Below are 15,644 nucleotides of genomic sequence, written 5' to 3'. Positions count from 1 at the left end.
GTATAGAAAATGAAATGTACAGAGAATGAAAAAGCCGCCCGGAAATACCGGACGGCTTTTCAATATGTTTTTTTATTCTTAGAAGAATAAATAACGTTGGTCTTTTACGTTGGCTTTCAGATACAAGTCACTGATGAACTGGCTTGCCATGCGTGCGTGCATGTTAGCCAAGTTAGCCTCTTCAGTTTCCTTGTTGAATGTTTCGTTCAGTTTCTCTTTTGCATAAGGTTGCAGAACGAATACACCACCATTACCCTTGATAGGAGCACTCAGCTTGTTCACTTCGGCAATAGAAGCGTATGCGCCTACCAGAGGTTCGCTGCTACGCAATGCCGGGATATAGGCAGGAGCAGAGAAAGTAACGTGCTTTACAGAATCACTAACAGCATTTGCCATATTCTTGTACTGCTCGAACGAAGTTGCATTGGCAGCCTTCATATCAGCCATAATCTTCTCTGCTTTCTTATCACGGAGAATTTCAGCTCTCAACTGGTCCTTTACCAAAGCCAGTGGGCGATAACCTTCAGGAACAATACTTGCAACACCTACTACCAGCATACGGTCGCTCTCGCCACATTCGTACAAACCGGAAACTTCACCGGCCTTTGCCTCAAACGCCCATTTCAAAGCATCTTTGGTACCTCTGATACCACCGATACCATGTTCAGAGCTGTACAAGTCGGCTCTATCCAACAACTTATAACCGGCATCTTCCGCATTGGCAATCATTTTCTCTAAAGTATTGTTTGCAGCGATAAACTGGCTGAATTCATTGTATGCCTTACTGTAAGTTTCCTTACTGAATTCTACCGGACGCTTGATAACGGCTACCTTATATTTATCCTTGACAGCCTTCTTGTTGGTTACCTGCAAAATGACATTTGCTTGTCCCAACGCCAGATTGGTCAGTTCGTTCTGTCCCAAAGTAGTGACAGCAGTAATATATTTCAAGTTGTCACCGTCAATCTGTGCGCCTTCGTAGTTAGCTGAAGAGATCCAGGTAGGCTCACCGGTCTGACCGTACTTCTTCGCAATTTCAGCAAAGCTGGCACCACCCTTAATAGCATTGTAGATGCTGTCGGCTAAAGTCTTCGTCTTTTCAGCATCTTCGGCAACTACCTGAATCTGACGGAACTCGATAGAGTCCGGCATAGCAGCAGTAGCCAATTTCTTGAAAGAGTTAAGAGTATTGTCCGATACGTTATAATAAGGTCCGAATACACCACCCACCGCAACAGAGTCCAAACGGGCTGTCACATCAGCAGGCAGAGACTTAGTAGTGTAGAACAAGTCTGTATAAGGAGCTTCGGAACCGGTAGAACGGATAAAGGTAGTATAGTCAGAAGGATTGGCAGTAAGTTGTTCAGTGTATTCTTCCATTTCCTTCTGGAGAGCAGCTCTGTCTTCTGCACTTGCAGTAACTTGCACATCAATGAACTTGATATTGCGAGTTTCCACATATTGCTTGAACTGTTCTTTCTTCTTGTCGTATGCAGCTTTCAAATCGGAATCCTTGATAACGATGGTAGAGTCAACGATAGAAGAATAGGGAACTGCAGCAAGCAGCAGGTCTGACTGCTCTACTCTTGCATCAAAAGCGTCCTGAGCTTCTACCGGGTTGGAGAAAAGAGATTTTGTAATCAAAGCCTGATACTTCTCCTGAAGACGTGCCTGGATAAGGGACTTTTCGAGGAAAGACCAGAACTTGTACATGGATTCATAGTATTCTGCATATTGTGAAGGCATCTGTGCCTTATTCATTTTTGAATAGTCCACCAAGAACTTCTTCAACATATCCTTATCAAACGCACCGGTCTGAGGATTACGGAACGGAGTCTGTTGCAGCATCGGATGCACACCGGCATTAATGATAGCCTGAATCTCAGCCTTCGATACAACCAGACCGAGTTTCTTTGCTTCCTTTTCAATCAGCTTATTATTGACGTATGTTCTCCATACTTCATCTTTGATTTGGTTTGTCTGCTCATCGCTCAATGCACTGTTGCCACTGGAGAACTTGATGACTTCTGTATATTCTTCTACCAATGCTTGAAAATCCTGAGCGGAAATTGATTCCCCGTTCACTTCACCTACGTCTTGTGACTGGTGTGGCTGAAGCACTTTCCACGCGTCACCTGCGATGAAAGCAAACAGCGCCAAACCAATAACAATCACCAATAAAGGTCCTTTAGACCGAATGTTTTGTAATGTTGCCATTTTAGTTAATATGATTTATTTGTTTATTATTATTTTCCTAACATGTTCATTTTAGCGCACGAAGATACAAAAAATGCTAATACGCATCCATTTATTCTTTAAAAAATTACGCCTAAATGAAATTATTCAATGACTTTCAGTCTTACCAACTCAATTTTAGTGGCTGTTACCTTGATTATTTTAAACTGATAATTATCCACTTCAATCACTTCATGCAGTTTCGGGAAACTTTGATAACGGTTCAAAATCAGACCGCCCACTGTCAGATAATCATCCGATTCCGGCAGGTCGAGCCCGAAAGTCTCATTTACCTTTTCTATTTCCAGACGGGCCGAAAGCACATATTCACGTTCACCCAACTGCTTACACACATAGGATGTGTTATCATGCTCATCCTCAATATCGCCAAAAATTTCTTCCACCAAATCCTCTAAAGAGACGATACCCGCCGTACCACCGAATTCGTCCACCACTACAGCAATCGTTTTTTTCTGTTGCATGAACAGTTTCATCAGTTTGTGGGCCGACATCGTTTCGGGTACAATAGGCACTTCCTTCACGTTATTCCTCCAGTCCACCGGATTCCTGAACATCTCCGACGAGTGAATATATCCCACCACATTATCTATATTTCCATCATATACTATGATTTTGGAAATACCCGACTCCACAAAAAGACATTTCAATTCTTCCAATGTAGTGGTCAGATCTACAGCTACCACCTCTGTACGCGGTACAATACAGTCGCGTATCTTTATATTCGAAAAGTCAAGCGCATTTTGGAATATCTTTACCTCTGCATCCAGTTCTTCTTCACTTTCCGCATTCTCTATGCTCGACTGGATGAAGTAATCCAAATCCACTTTGCCAAAAGCCTTGGCCGACGCCTCCTTGTTTACTTTCATCCCAAATATCCGAAGGAACAGATACGACAATCCCGATGCAAACTTTGAAACAGGAAACAGAATGACATAACATATGAATAAAGGAATGGCACATACCCTCAGCATCAGATTGGGATTGATTTTAAACAAAGTCTTCGGCAAGAACTCACCGGTTACCAAAATAATAAGAGTGGAAATTACAGTCTGCACCAACACCATTACAAAATGATTGGAAATAATTCCGGCAAGAAGATTCACCTCTATGATTTGTGCCATCAAGATACCATAAATGACAAGCGCGATGTTATTACCCACCAGCATGGTCGAGATGAAGTTATTCGGGTTGCGAAGGAAATAGGAAATGATACCGGAAGTGACGCCTGACTTCCTTTCCATCTCAAAGCGCAGTTTATCTACGGAAACAAAGGCAATCTCCATTCCTGAAAAGAAAGCAGAGAAAGCCATGGTTATCAATAAAAAAATAACGGTATCCATTTTATCAATTTATGGTATCAGTCTGCAAGCTGTCTGCTGCGGCAGTCTCCTCGTCAACATAGAAGATACCCTCCGGCTTGCGAATCGTGTAAACAGTCATCTGCTGATTGGATTCAAAGCCATGTCCCGTAATGATACGGTCAGGCTGCTCGATACGGATAAACTCATCCGAATAAATTCTTTGTGCCCGCTGGTCCCAATACAGCAGCTCTGTATCAAACTGCTCACCTTTCAAATTCTGTATATGCACATTCCCCATCAGTTTCCACAACTCCTCCTTATTAAAGAAGTAGGCTGTATCAGCCTTGATACTTGCCTCCACTTGGAAGATAGAGTCGAACTTCTCCAAATAGACCCCCTTTTCAAAAGCCCAGTAAGGAGGATTCTTCCGGTCAAAGACCAGCCACTCTTCCGTATTGATGCGGTAACGCGTTACACCGGAATCAGAAACCAGTGTAGTCACCCCGCGGGTATCCATCACTGCCATAGAGTCACGCTCGGTAATGGCATCTCCCAGCTCCTTCTTCTTCCCGGAACACGAAGAAAATAAAAGAAGCATAACCATTGCCCCAAGGACAATGGTTATGCTCGCATTTTTATGATAAACAATGTTGATGGGTTGTAGCAACATGATTTTATCTGATAGTTGTAGATTCACCTATCCATCCACCGATAGTGATACGGTCACCAGCTTTGTAACCCAACATAAAGAGGTCTTTAGCCTGGGGAGTGTGGCGGGAATAAGTACTAATCAATTCGTTAGCACGTTCTGTAACTGAAGGATCTACAGCTTTAGCTCTCTGCAGCTTGTCAATTACTACAAAGTAAGTACACTTATTCAGAGCAGGCTCATCGGTCCAGTTAGGATTGGAGCCGTAAAGCTGTGCCAGTAAAATATAAGGCTCTCCATAGTTCTCCTTAAAGCTCATAGCCTTTTGGCAGTAGCTTCTTGCCTGAGAGAGTTTCTTGGCCTGCATCAAGGCTGCGGCAGTAGCGTATGCCATTTCAGCCTTCTTGTCATTATCTGTTTCTTTAGCCAATGCTTCATCAAAATACTTCACGGCATTGTCATAGTCACCTTTCTTATAGTACATGTATGCTACACCTACAGCTGCATCGGCAGTCGGGTCAATCTGATACATGTACTCAGATGCCTTGAAGTAAACTTCGCTTTCGTTGCACTTCATCAATTTCAGGATGTTCAATGCCTTCTTCAAGAAAGCGGAGTCAGTCTTGCTTGCTTCCACCTTAGGACCATAGATATTCTGCAAAGATTCACAATCAGCTACACCACTCTGAATGAACATGGCCACGAGGTTATCCTTGATAGCTTGCAAGTTAGCCTTCTTAGCTTCCTTGGTTTCAGCAGCAAGTGCGTCATCTGCATACTTGGAAGCATCAATATAATCCTGGAAGAACTGGTCGGTATGATTATCATCAGCCTTTACCTTCTGCATGGAAGTATCCAGGAAATAGTGCAACACCGCACCTTTGGAACCACCCTTTTCAGCATGAACAGATTCTTTCAGCCAATTATAAGCCGTATTAAGGTCCGGAGCAGGAGCGAACTGAAGATAATCCACAGCTTTGGCACCCAAGGCATCAGCCACACTCGGCACGCCCTTCATTCCCTTACCAATGAATTCAGGAATGTACTTCATTCTCAAATCATATACATCCATCAACTCATCAAAATACTTCTTGTAATCAGCAGAATTTCTATCCTTAATCTGACTCAAGAAACCCACTAAAATCTTCTGAGCATCTGTAAATGTGTAATACCGCAGTGTAGGACAATCCTTCAATACAGCCATACAAGGAGCGTATGCATCCTTAAAGTTACCAGCTCTCACTGCTTCATGAGAGATACTACTGTTCGAATTACAATTTTCAGTCTGTGCGAAAGTGCTGGTCACTCCACCCGAAAGGAGCAAGACAGCCACAAGCGTCTTAATTTTCATTGTATTTAAATTTTAGTTGTTATATTTTTGTCTATTCAATTTCCATTAATCCACTTTACGCTTGAAGAACCAACGTTCGTTAAAGGTTACTCCGATACAAATGCGCAATGTATTTTCGTTCAAGAACGCTGCTTGGGTTCCTTTGGTTCGCACGTATTGCGCAGAAAGGCTCAATACAGAACGGGTTCTCGGTATGGGTAATCCAAAACCGGCAGTAACACCATATTCATCAGCGGCACGTACACCGTCTATCTTATAATAAGGTTTGGAATAATAAGCTCCCAAACGATACTTCACATGAGACAAATAACTTCTTCCCATAGGATTCGGCAGATACTCTGCACCAACGGATATTCTTCCACGGTCGCAAAACGCCTCGTCATTGTTCATATAGCTCACTTTGCTCCAATTCTGGAACATCACATCCGCTCCTACCGTCAGACGATTGTCGTACACGTACGTCACACCTGCGCCAAATGTTGTCGGAATGCCGCAAGTAACAATAGTATCCCTCGTTGCCGAAGTAGCTCCCGTATTGCTATCACCAGTCTGCGTAACTTCGTACGCATCGTTACTCAAATCATGCCCCGGAGAAAAGACGACTCCCAACGTTGCAACATGCTTTTTCCCAAACTGATGGGTGTACTGCGCTCCAAAATCCAACTTATAACTCTTTACAGCCACATTAGACTGTATTGTAATAGGAAATACACTTGAACTGGACGGAAAGGTTTCCGCAGCGGTCCTTGTTATATCTCCCCAAAGATACGAAAAATTCGCACCGACAGAAAGATTTTTAATTATTTTAAAGCCCGCACCTAAATAAAGCTGATGCAGACCTCCTTCTCCCGAATAGCTTACCGTCGTAGATTTGTCTGGGAATTCCGTATCTTCCCGGTACTCTCCCATGCTGTATCCCACATTCGAATAAGGCAACAATCCCAAGCTTATGGCAGCCCATTTACTTGCACGAAACTGCATCGTGATGTAATCAAAACTGGAATTCTTGGCATTTCGTTTCAGAGTACCGTTACTGAGGTTTGTATTCTGTAAAGAGACTGCTCCATCAAAGATAAAAGTCAGCGAATCTACCGCCGTATAGGATGCTGGATTAGCGAAGTTTGTCTGATACTTGTCTCGTAAACCATAGGCAATACCACCCATCGCCCTGCTGTTACTTGAGCCTTGTTCAGATAACTGTCCATATCCATATCGTGTATAGGGAGAATTTGTATTATTTTGAGCGACTGCCGCTCCTGATAATATCGTGAGCAAGAGCACTAACAGTGTTTGTCTATAGCCTGTCATTATTATAGTTTAAAATTCTATTTAATCCTTTCAACACTAAAAATCTGTCTGCAAAGATGATACTTTTTAAGTTTGTATCAAAAGAAAAATCATCCCCGCCCGTTAAAAAAACCAAAAGTTCAGGATATTTATGCTTCATAGCCGTAACGTAACCTGAAATTTCATATTCAATACCCTTCAGTACTCCGGCACGGATAGCTGTATCGGTATCCTTCCCCATGGGCACCATCCGCCCCTCAAGAGCCACCATTGGAAGCCGTCCGGTAAACTGATGAAGCGCCTTGAAACGCATCTGCAGGCCGGGAGAGATATTCCCGCCATGATAGCGGGCAGCAGCATCAACAAACTCATAAGTGATACAGGTACCGGCATCAATCACCAGTATATCCCTGCCAGGAAATTGCTCATTGGCTCCTACCACCGCCGCCATACGATCATACCCCAGCGTCCGGGGAGTTTCATAGAGGTTTTCTACCGGAAGAGAAGTCTTTTCATTGAGCCACAGAATGGGGACAGCCATATCTTCCAGTTGCGACAACACCTCTCTACTCAAATCAATGACAGTAGCCACTATCGCTTTTTCAATCGTATATGTACGGCATACTTCAGGCAACCGTTCCAACGTCAGATTGGAGTCATACACCACCTCCACGATACGTCCACCATCAAACACCGCCATCTTGGCGATTGTATTTCCTATATCAATAATGAGATTCACCGTATTGCATAAATTTAGCGGCGCAAAGATATAACATTAATATTGAAATTCAGCAGAAACCATCTCTTTATTAGAAGAACAACTGCACAAGAATTCTTATTCACATCCACACCAAACAACCACAATGCCACTTTTACATTCTGTTGAGATTTATTAAAGCCGCAACATCATACCACAACCACCTGATTATCAATACAACTAAATGCGCTACATTCAGTATACGACTGAGCCCTATTCAGTATACGATTGAATGGCATTCAGTATACGACTGAATCAGGTTCAATATACCACTATTTCTTGCACCCGTATCGTTTGTAAATAGAAAATACCTACCACTCGTACTCGACAGTTGATTCAAAACAACCAATAATGCGAATTAAGAATTGTATCAAGTTCATAATTAAAAAAGATTCTTCGGACACAGATGACCGGAATAACGCGAATAACCGCTTTAGTTCCTAATCACAAATTGGGATAATATTAGTTTTTTCCGTAAGTTTGCAGCATGAAACGAAGCCTACTTATACATATATATATAGTAATCTTTTTCTTCTGTTTGCCTTCAGCAAATGCCCAGGTGACACAACAGCAAAAGACTGCTGCAACAGACTCCGTACGCGTCAGCCTACTGACTTGCGCTGCAGGAGGAGAGATTTATTCCCTATTCGGACACACTGCCATACGATACGAGAACTATACACGTGGCATTGACGCCGTCTTCAATTACGGCATGTTCAACTTCAACGCCCCTAACTTCATCTTCCGTTTTGCCTTGGGAGAAACGGATTATCAACTTGGAGTAACCGATTATGAGCATTTCGCCGCCGAATACAACTATCTGGGACGCGATGTCTGGCAACAAACGTTAAATCTAACAGAAGAGGAAAAAGAACGCCTGATAGCACTATTGACAGAGAACTACCGCCCTGAAAACCGAGTATACCGCTACAATTTTTTCTACGACAATTGTGCCACCCGCCCGCGGGACCAGATAGAGCGTGCCATCAACGGCACTCTGCAATACGCTGACAATATGACTGCTAACAGTACGGGAATCTCTTTCAGGGATTTGCTGCATAAATACAGTGAAGGCCATTTGTGGTCACGTTTCGGCATGGACCTATGCATGGGCAGCAAAGCAGACGAACCCATCAACCGGCGGCTGGCAATGTTCGTCCCCTTCTACATGCAGGAGTATTTCAATAAAGCGCAGATTGTGGACAAAGAAGGACAAGCACGACCACTGGTTGCCAAAGAAGAAAAAATCGTAGTAACGGGTAAAACACCAGCCGACTTCGTCAGCAGAGGCATCACACCGATGCAGTCGGCTTCGCTATTACTGATACTTGTAGCAGGCATCAGCATTTACGGCATACGAAGAGGGAAAACTCTTTGGGGCATAGACCTCATACTCTTCTTGGTTGCCGGAATGGCTGGATGTATACTGGCATTTTTAGCACTATTCTCACAGCATCCGGCAGTAAGTCCCAATTATATATTATTTGTATTCCATCCATTTCACCTTTTCTGCCTTCCATTCATGCTATCCAGGGTACGAAAAAGGGAAATAAGCCGCTATATGCTGGTTGACTTTGTAGTTTTAACACTTTTTATAGGGCTTTGGACAATAATTCCGCAGAGAATTCCGCCAGCAGTATTACCTTTGGCACTGTGTTTGCTGATACGTTCTGCAAGCAACCTCATTCTAACATACAAACGAAAGTAATGAAAAAAGGACTGATAACTTCCATACTCGCACTTACATTCAGTGGTCTGCAAGCCCAACCGCTGCCTGCCTCCCCAAAGCTGGTGGTAACATTGACCATTGACCAGTTGCGTACAGACTATATGGAAGCATTTTCGTCCTTATACGGAGAAAAGGGGTTTAAGCGCTTACTGCGTGAAGGTAAAGTATTCCGTCAAGCAGAATTTCCTTTTTGCGGAACGGACCGAGCCTCGGCCATTGCCGCCATCTATACCGGGACAACACCGTCCATGAACGGCATCATTGCAGAGCAGTGGCTGGATGCAGGTACACTACGCCCCATAGACTGTGTAGAAGACCCCAACTTCATGGGCAACTATACCGACGAAAGCACTTCCCCCTCCCTATTACTGACCTCCACCATTGCCGACGAGCTGAAAATAGCTACCCGCAACAAAGGTCTGGTCTACGCCATCGCACCTTTCCGCGATGCCGCCATATTGGGTGCCGGACACGCGGGGAACGGTGCCTTCTGGCTTAATAACAATACCGGAAAATGGTGCAGTACAACTTATTATAATGAATTTCCGTGGTGGCTGAGTCAATACAACGACCGGAAATCTCCCGACTACCGTATCAAGGATATGGTATGGACACCTGCACTTCCTTTTACCAACTATACATTTCTGCCCGAATGGCGCAACGAGCCATTCAAATACAAGCTGGATGGTGAACGGACAAACAAGTTCCGCCGCTTGATAACCAGCCCTTTCATCAATGAGGAAGTCAACCTGCTGACCGAAGAGCTGCTGAATAAGAGCACTATCGGACAAGATGACGTGCCCGACCTATTATCGCTGACTTACTACGCAGGAAATTATAACCACCGAAGTACGCAGGAATGTGCCATGGAAATGCAAGACACCTACGTGCGACTGGACCGTAGTATAGCTTCCTTATTAGAGCTCATAGAACGTAAAGTTGGGCTCCACAACGTACTTTTCTGCATCACCTCCACCGGCTATGCCGACCCGGAAGCAGCCGACCCGGGCGTATACCGGATACCGGGTGGTGAATTCTACCTGAACCGCTGTGCCGCCCTGCTAAACATGTACCTCATGGCATCCTATGGCGAGGGACAATATGTGGAAGCTTATTATGACCAACAAATCTATCTCAACCATAAACTTATTGAGAACAAGCAGTTGAGCCTGACTGAAATTCAAGAAAAATCTGCCGAATTTCTGGTTCAGTTTAGTGGCGTGAGCGAAGTATATTCAGCTCATCGCCTGCTTTTGGGCCCCTGGTCACGGCAAATAGAACGTATACGCAATAGTTTTCATCGCAAGCGCTCTGGCGATTTGCTCATTGAAATACTCCCGGGCTGGACTATCATGCAGGAAAATAGTACTGATAACCGTGTAGTACGTACGGCCGATATTCCTGCTCCCCTCATTTTATTGGGAGGAGGAATGAAGGCTGAAACCATCCGTACCCCCATCAGTATTGACCGCATTGCCCCTACCTTGGCAAGTGTAATGCGCATCCGCGCCCCTAATGCAAGTACAGCATCTCCCCTTGACTTTTGATTCTAAAATAATCTGTGCAAATCTGGATAATCTGTATAGAAATCAGTAACTTTGCACGCTCAACTAACTCAGCAATAATAATAAAAACAAATATATAATGGGATTTAATGAATTTTTAAGCTCGATTTTCGGCAACAAATCCACACGCGACATGAAAGAAATACAACCGTGGGTGGAGAAAATCAAAGCCGCTTACCCGGAAGTAGCCAAACTCGACAACGACGCCCTACGCGCCAAGACAGAAGAACTGAAAGCCTACATCCACGATTCGGCAGCCGAACAACGCGCCAAAGTGGAAGAACTGAAAGCCAGCGTTGAAGATACCGAACTGGAAAAACGCGAAGACCTCTTCAACCAAATCGACAAAATCGAGAAAGAGATATTGGAGATTTATGAAAAAGCGCTGGACGAAGTATTACCCACCGCTTTCTCTATTGTAAAGGAAACAGCCAAACGATTCTCTGAAAATGAAGAAATAGTGGTTACAGCTACCGATTTTGACCGCCAACTGGCTGCCACTAAAGACTTTGTACGCATCGAAGGCGATAAAGCCATCTACCAGAACCATTGGATAGCAGGTGGTAACGATACTGTATGGAACATGGTACATTATGATGTACAGCTATTTGGTGGTGTGGTTCTACATAAAGGTAAGATTGCCGAAATGGCAACCGGTGAAGGTAAGACATTGGTAGCTACCCTACCGGTATTCCTCAATGCCCTGACTGGTAACGGCGTGCACGTGGTAACAGTGAACGACTATCTGGCAAAACGTGACTCCGAGTGGATGGGTCCTCTTTACATGTTCCACGGTTTGAGTGTAGATTGCATCGACAAGCACCAGCCCAACTCTGATGCCCGTCGCAAAGCTTATCTGGCAGATATCACGTTCGGTACAAACAATGAATTCGGTTTCGACTACCTGCGTGACAACATGGCTATCAGCCCCAAAGACCTGGTACAACGCCAACATAATTATGCCATTGTCGATGAGGTGGACTCAGTATTGATTGATGATGCCCGTACTCCGCTGATTATCTCCGGACCGGTTCCCAAAGGCGATGACCAACTCTTCGAACAGCTCCGCCCGCAAGTGGAACGTCTGGTAGAAGCTCAGAAAAAACTGGCTACCCAATACCTGGCCGATGCCAAGCGCCTGATTGCATCAAACGATAAGAAAGACCAGGAAGAAGGCTTCCTCGCTTTGTACCGCAGTCACAAGTGCCTGCCCAAGAACAAGGCACTCATCAAGTTCCTCAGCGAACAAGGCATCAAGGCCGGTATGCTGAAGACCGAAGAAATCTACATGGAGCAGAACAACAAGCGCATGCACGAGGTGACTGACCCGCTGTACTTCGTTATCGAAGAGAAAATGAACAGCGTGGATTTGACGGACAAGGGCGTAGACTTGATTAGTAGCAATGTAGAGGACCCCACTTTCTTCGTACTCCCCGATATCACAGCGCAACTCTCTGCCTTGGAAAACGAAACAGAGCTGACAGACGAACAGCGCCTTGAAAAGAAGGATGCCCTGATGACCAACTATGCCATCAAAAGCGAACGTGTGCATACCATCAACCAACTGTTGAAGGCATACACCATGTTCGAGAAAGATGACGAATATGTGGTAATTGACGGCCAAGTGAAGATTGTGGATGAGCAGACGGGACGTATCATGGAAGGACGTCGTTATTCTGACGGTTTGCACCAAGCCATCGAAGCCAAAGAAGGCGTGAAAGTAGAAGCTGCCACCCAGACTTTTGCCACCATTACATTACAGAACTATTTCCGTATGTACCACAAACTATCCGGTATGACCGGTACGGCAGAAACAGAAGCCGGCGAGTTGTGGGACATCTACAAACTGGATGTAGTGGTTATTCCGACTAACCGCCCCATTGCCCGTAATGACATGAATGACCGCGTTTACAAGACAAAACGTGAAAAATATAAAGCAGTCATCGAAGAGATAGAAAAAATGGTGGCAGCAGGACGCCCCGTACTGGTGGGTACCACTTCTGTTGAAATCTCTGAAATGTTGAGCAAAATGCTTACCATGCGTAAGATTGAACATAGTGTATTGAATGCCAAACTGCATCAGAAGGAAGCGGATATTGTGGCTACTGCCGGTTTGAAATGTGCTGTAACCATCGCTACCAATATGGCCGGCCGTGGTACCGACATCAAGCTGAGTCCGGAAGTGAAAGCTGCAGGCGGTCTTGCCATCATCGGTACAGAACGCCACGAATCACGCCGTGTGGACCGTCAGTTACGTGGTCGTGCAGGACGTCAAGGCGACCCGGGTTCTTCTGTATTCTTCGTATCTTTGGAAGATGACCTGATGCGTTTGTTCTCCAGTGACCGCATTGCCAGTGTAATGGACAAACTGGGTTTCAAAGAAGGTGAAATGATTGAACACGGCATGATTTCCAAATCCATTGAACGTGCGCAAAAGAAAGTTGAGGAAAACAACTTCGGCATCCGTAAGCGTCTGTTGGAATATGACGACGTGATGAACAAGCAACGTACAGTAGTCTACACCAAACGCCGCCACGCTTTGATGGGCGAACGTATCGGCATGGATATCGTGAACATGATTTGGGACCGTTGTGCCAATGCCATTGAAGCGCCCGACTACGAAAACTGCAAGATGGATGTGCTCCAGACACTTGCCATGGAAGTACCTTTCACCGAAGAGGAATTCCGTAATGAGAAGAAAGAAAAACTGGCAGACAGAACTTTTGACGCTGCCATGGAACTCTTCAAACGCAAGACAGAACGTATGGCACAGATAGCCTATCCGGTCATCAAACAAGTATACGAAACGCAGGGACACATGTACGAAAACATACTTATCCCCATCACAGACGGAAAACGTATGTACAACATCTCCTGCAACCTGAAGAGAGCTTATGAGACAGAATGTAAGGAGGTGGTGAAGTCATTCGAGAAATCCATCTTGCTGCACGTCATCGACGAAGCATGGAAAGAAAACCTGCGCGAGCTGGACGAGCTGAAACACTCCGTGCAGAATGCAAGTTACGAGCAGAAAGACCCGCTGCTGATTTACAAGCTGGAATCTGTGAACTTGTTTGATGCCATGGTGAATAAGATTAATAATCAGACTATCTCTATCTTAATGCGTGGACAAATCCCGGTACAAGAGGCTCCGGCTGAAGCCCCTGAGGCTCCCCAGGCTCCCCGCCAAGTAGAGGTGCGCCAGGCTGCTCCGGAACAACGCCAGGATATGAGCAAGTATCGCGAACAGAAGGTTGATTTGAATGACCCGAACCAGCAGGCCGCTGCGGCACAAGATACACGTGAACAACCAAGACGCGAACCTATCCGTGCCGAGAAGACCGTAGGACGCAATGATCCTTGTCCTTGCGGAAGCGGTAAGAAATACAAAAACTGCCACGGACGGAATGCATAAAGCAAAGCTATAAAATGATAAGGCGATAGGGTGATAAGATGATACCGTCAGGTATCTTTTATCACCCTATCACTTTTTCTCCTACCACATTATCACATTTTTTATTCGTTCCAGCTTTTGAATATTCAGCTAAAAGAGTACTTTTGCTCCAAAGAACAAAACCAAAGACTATGACCAAATATCACTATTGTCTGTTATTGATGGGGTCTCTGCTGTTAGGCAGCTGCCAGAGTGTAGAACAACTGTCCATTGATTATATGCTTCCGGCAGAAGTCAGTTTCCCGGCAACACTGAAACGTGTGGCTGTTGTCAACAACATGCCAAACGTACCGGACAACAAACTCATCATCACTGAGGAAGAACAGAAAAAAAGCGAGAATGAGGTGGCACGCCTCACCAACTACTACAATGGAGACGCCGCAATAACAACCGAATCCCTTGCAGAGGCCCTTGCCAACGAAAACTACTTTGAAGAGGTTGTGATATGCGACTCTGCCCTCCGGAGTAAAGACATCAATCCCCGCGAAAGCACATTATCGAGAGATGAAGTACTGGAACTTACACAGAATTTGGACGTAGATTTCCTGATAGCCCTGGAAAACATACAAATGCGTTCCAATCGCAAGATAAGTTATATGCCCGACTGGGGTGTGTTCCTCGGCACAGTGGATGTAAAGGTATATCCTACCGTCAGAATATATTTACCTAACCGCAAAGGTCCTATGGTGACCATCAACAGCAATGACAGTATTTTCTGGGAAGAGGCAGGAAATGGTGAAGCGTCAGTACGTTCCCGCCTCATCAGCGAAGAAGACATGGTGAAGCAAGCATCTGAATTTGCAGGAACGGTTCCGGTAAGACATCTACTCCCCTATTGGAAAACCAGTAACCGCTATCTCTTCAGTGGTGGTTCTGTAAATATGCGTGACGCAGCCGTATATGCCAAAGAAGAAAATTGGAGTAAAGCAGTAGAGCTCTGGAAGCAGACCTACGAAACAAAAAAAGGAAAACAGAAAATGTATGCAGCCTATAACACCGCTTTGGGCTACGAAATGCAAGACAGCATAGATACTGCCTTGGAATGGGCATTAAAAGCGCAAACCCTTGCCCGTGAGAAAAGCAAGACAGACAAAAAAGAGACAGGCGAAATACATGATGGAACCATCTCCTATTATATCTTTATCAGCATGTATGTAGACGAATTGGAGAAACGAAAAGAGGGAATGGCACGCCTGAACATGCAAATGAACAGATTTGATGATGATTTTTAGTCAAATGATGCAGAGATAACCGTTTTTTTTATACCTTTGAACAACCATTAAGAAAAGAAAGTT

10 protein-coding genes are annotated in these 15,644 nt (G+C 44.7%); 4 read left to right on the top strand and 6 right to left on the bottom strand.

Annotated features, from left to right (window positions below; genetic code table 11):
- Nucleotides 1-78: 78 nt before the first annotated feature.
- The 6 genes from DW947_RS06155 to DW947_RS06130 all read right to left on the bottom strand — a co-directional run bounded on the left by DW947_RS06155 (nt 79) and on the right by DW947_RS06130 (nt 7,583).
- Nucleotides 79-2,217 (bottom strand): SurA N-terminal domain-containing protein, encoded by a 2,139-nt coding sequence (locus DW947_RS06155; protein WP_016272890.1) that lies wholly within the window; start codon nt 2,215-2,217, stop codon nt 79-81.
- 122 nt (nt 2,218-2,339) lie between these two features.
- The gene (locus DW947_RS06150) at nt 2,340-3,596 is read right to left on the bottom strand and encodes a hemolysin family protein (RefSeq protein WP_005831951.1); all 1,257 of its coding nucleotides are present in this window, start codon (nt 3,594-3,596) and stop codon (nt 2,340-2,342) included.
- Nucleotides 3,597-3,600: 4 nt separating this feature from the next.
- Complete coding sequence (lptC, locus tag DW947_RS06145) at nt 3,601-4,227, bottom strand: LPS export ABC transporter periplasmic protein LptC (RefSeq protein ID WP_005831952.1); 627 nt, start codon at nt 4,225-4,227, stop codon at nt 3,601-3,603.
- A gap of 4 nt (nt 4,228-4,231) precedes the next feature.
- Nucleotides 4,232-5,557, bottom strand: a complete 1,326-nt coding sequence (locus DW947_RS06140) for a tetratricopeptide repeat protein (RefSeq protein ID WP_005831953.1) — start codon at nt 5,555-5,557, stop codon at nt 4,232-4,234.
- Between the two features lie 45 nt (nt 5,558-5,602).
- Nucleotides 5,603-6,865 (bottom strand): hypothetical protein, encoded by a 1,263-nt coding sequence (locus DW947_RS06135; RefSeq protein ID WP_057089747.1) that lies wholly within the window; start codon nt 6,863-6,865, stop codon nt 5,603-5,605.
- The gene (locus tag DW947_RS06130) at nt 6,852-7,583 is read right to left on the bottom strand and encodes a type III pantothenate kinase (RefSeq protein WP_044468995.1); all 732 of its coding nucleotides are present in this window, start codon (nt 7,581-7,583) and stop codon (nt 6,852-6,854) included. The genes DW947_RS06135 and DW947_RS06130 overlap by 14 nt, the downstream gene beginning before the upstream one ends.
- A gap of 505 nt (nt 7,584-8,088) precedes the next feature.
- On the opposite strand from DW947_RS06130, the gene DW947_RS06125 reads away from it, so the two are divergent.
- From DW947_RS06125 to DW947_RS06110, 4 genes are all read left to right on the top strand, one after another.
- The gene (locus DW947_RS06125) at nt 8,089-9,309 is read left to right on the top strand and encodes a DUF4105 domain-containing protein (protein ID WP_044468557.1); all 1,221 of its coding nucleotides are present in this window, start codon (nt 8,089-8,091) and stop codon (nt 9,307-9,309) included.
- Nucleotides 9,309-10,877, top strand: coding sequence for an alkaline phosphatase family protein (locus DW947_RS06120; RefSeq protein ID WP_119958471.1), 1,569 nt, complete (start codon nt 9,309-9,311; stop codon nt 10,875-10,877). Before DW947_RS06125 ends, DW947_RS06120 begins: the two co-directional genes overlap by 1 nt.
- A gap of 97 nt (nt 10,878-10,974) precedes the next feature.
- Nucleotides 10,975-14,310 carry a preprotein translocase subunit SecA gene (secA, locus tag DW947_RS06115; RefSeq protein WP_005831963.1) on the top strand — a complete coding sequence of 1,112 codons (3,336 nt, stop codon included), beginning with the start codon at nt 10,975-10,977 and terminating at the stop codon, nt 14,308-14,310.
- A 170-nt stretch (nt 14,311-14,480) separates the two neighbouring features.
- The gene (locus DW947_RS06110; protein ID WP_057089743.1) at nt 14,481-15,581 is read left to right on the top strand and encodes a DUF6340 family protein; all 1,101 of its coding nucleotides are present in this window, start codon (nt 14,481-14,483) and stop codon (nt 15,579-15,581) included.
- Nucleotides 15,582-15,644 lie beyond the last annotated feature (63 nt).

The organism is Bacteroides sp. AM44-19, assembly GCF_003603395.1.
Taxonomy (GTDB): Bacteria; Bacteroidota; Bacteroidia; order Bacteroidales; family Bacteroidaceae; genus Bacteroides; species Bacteroides uniformis.
The sequence above is the reverse complement of the archived record's forward strand: the minus strand, read 5'-3'. Positions and strand labels throughout refer to the sequence as shown.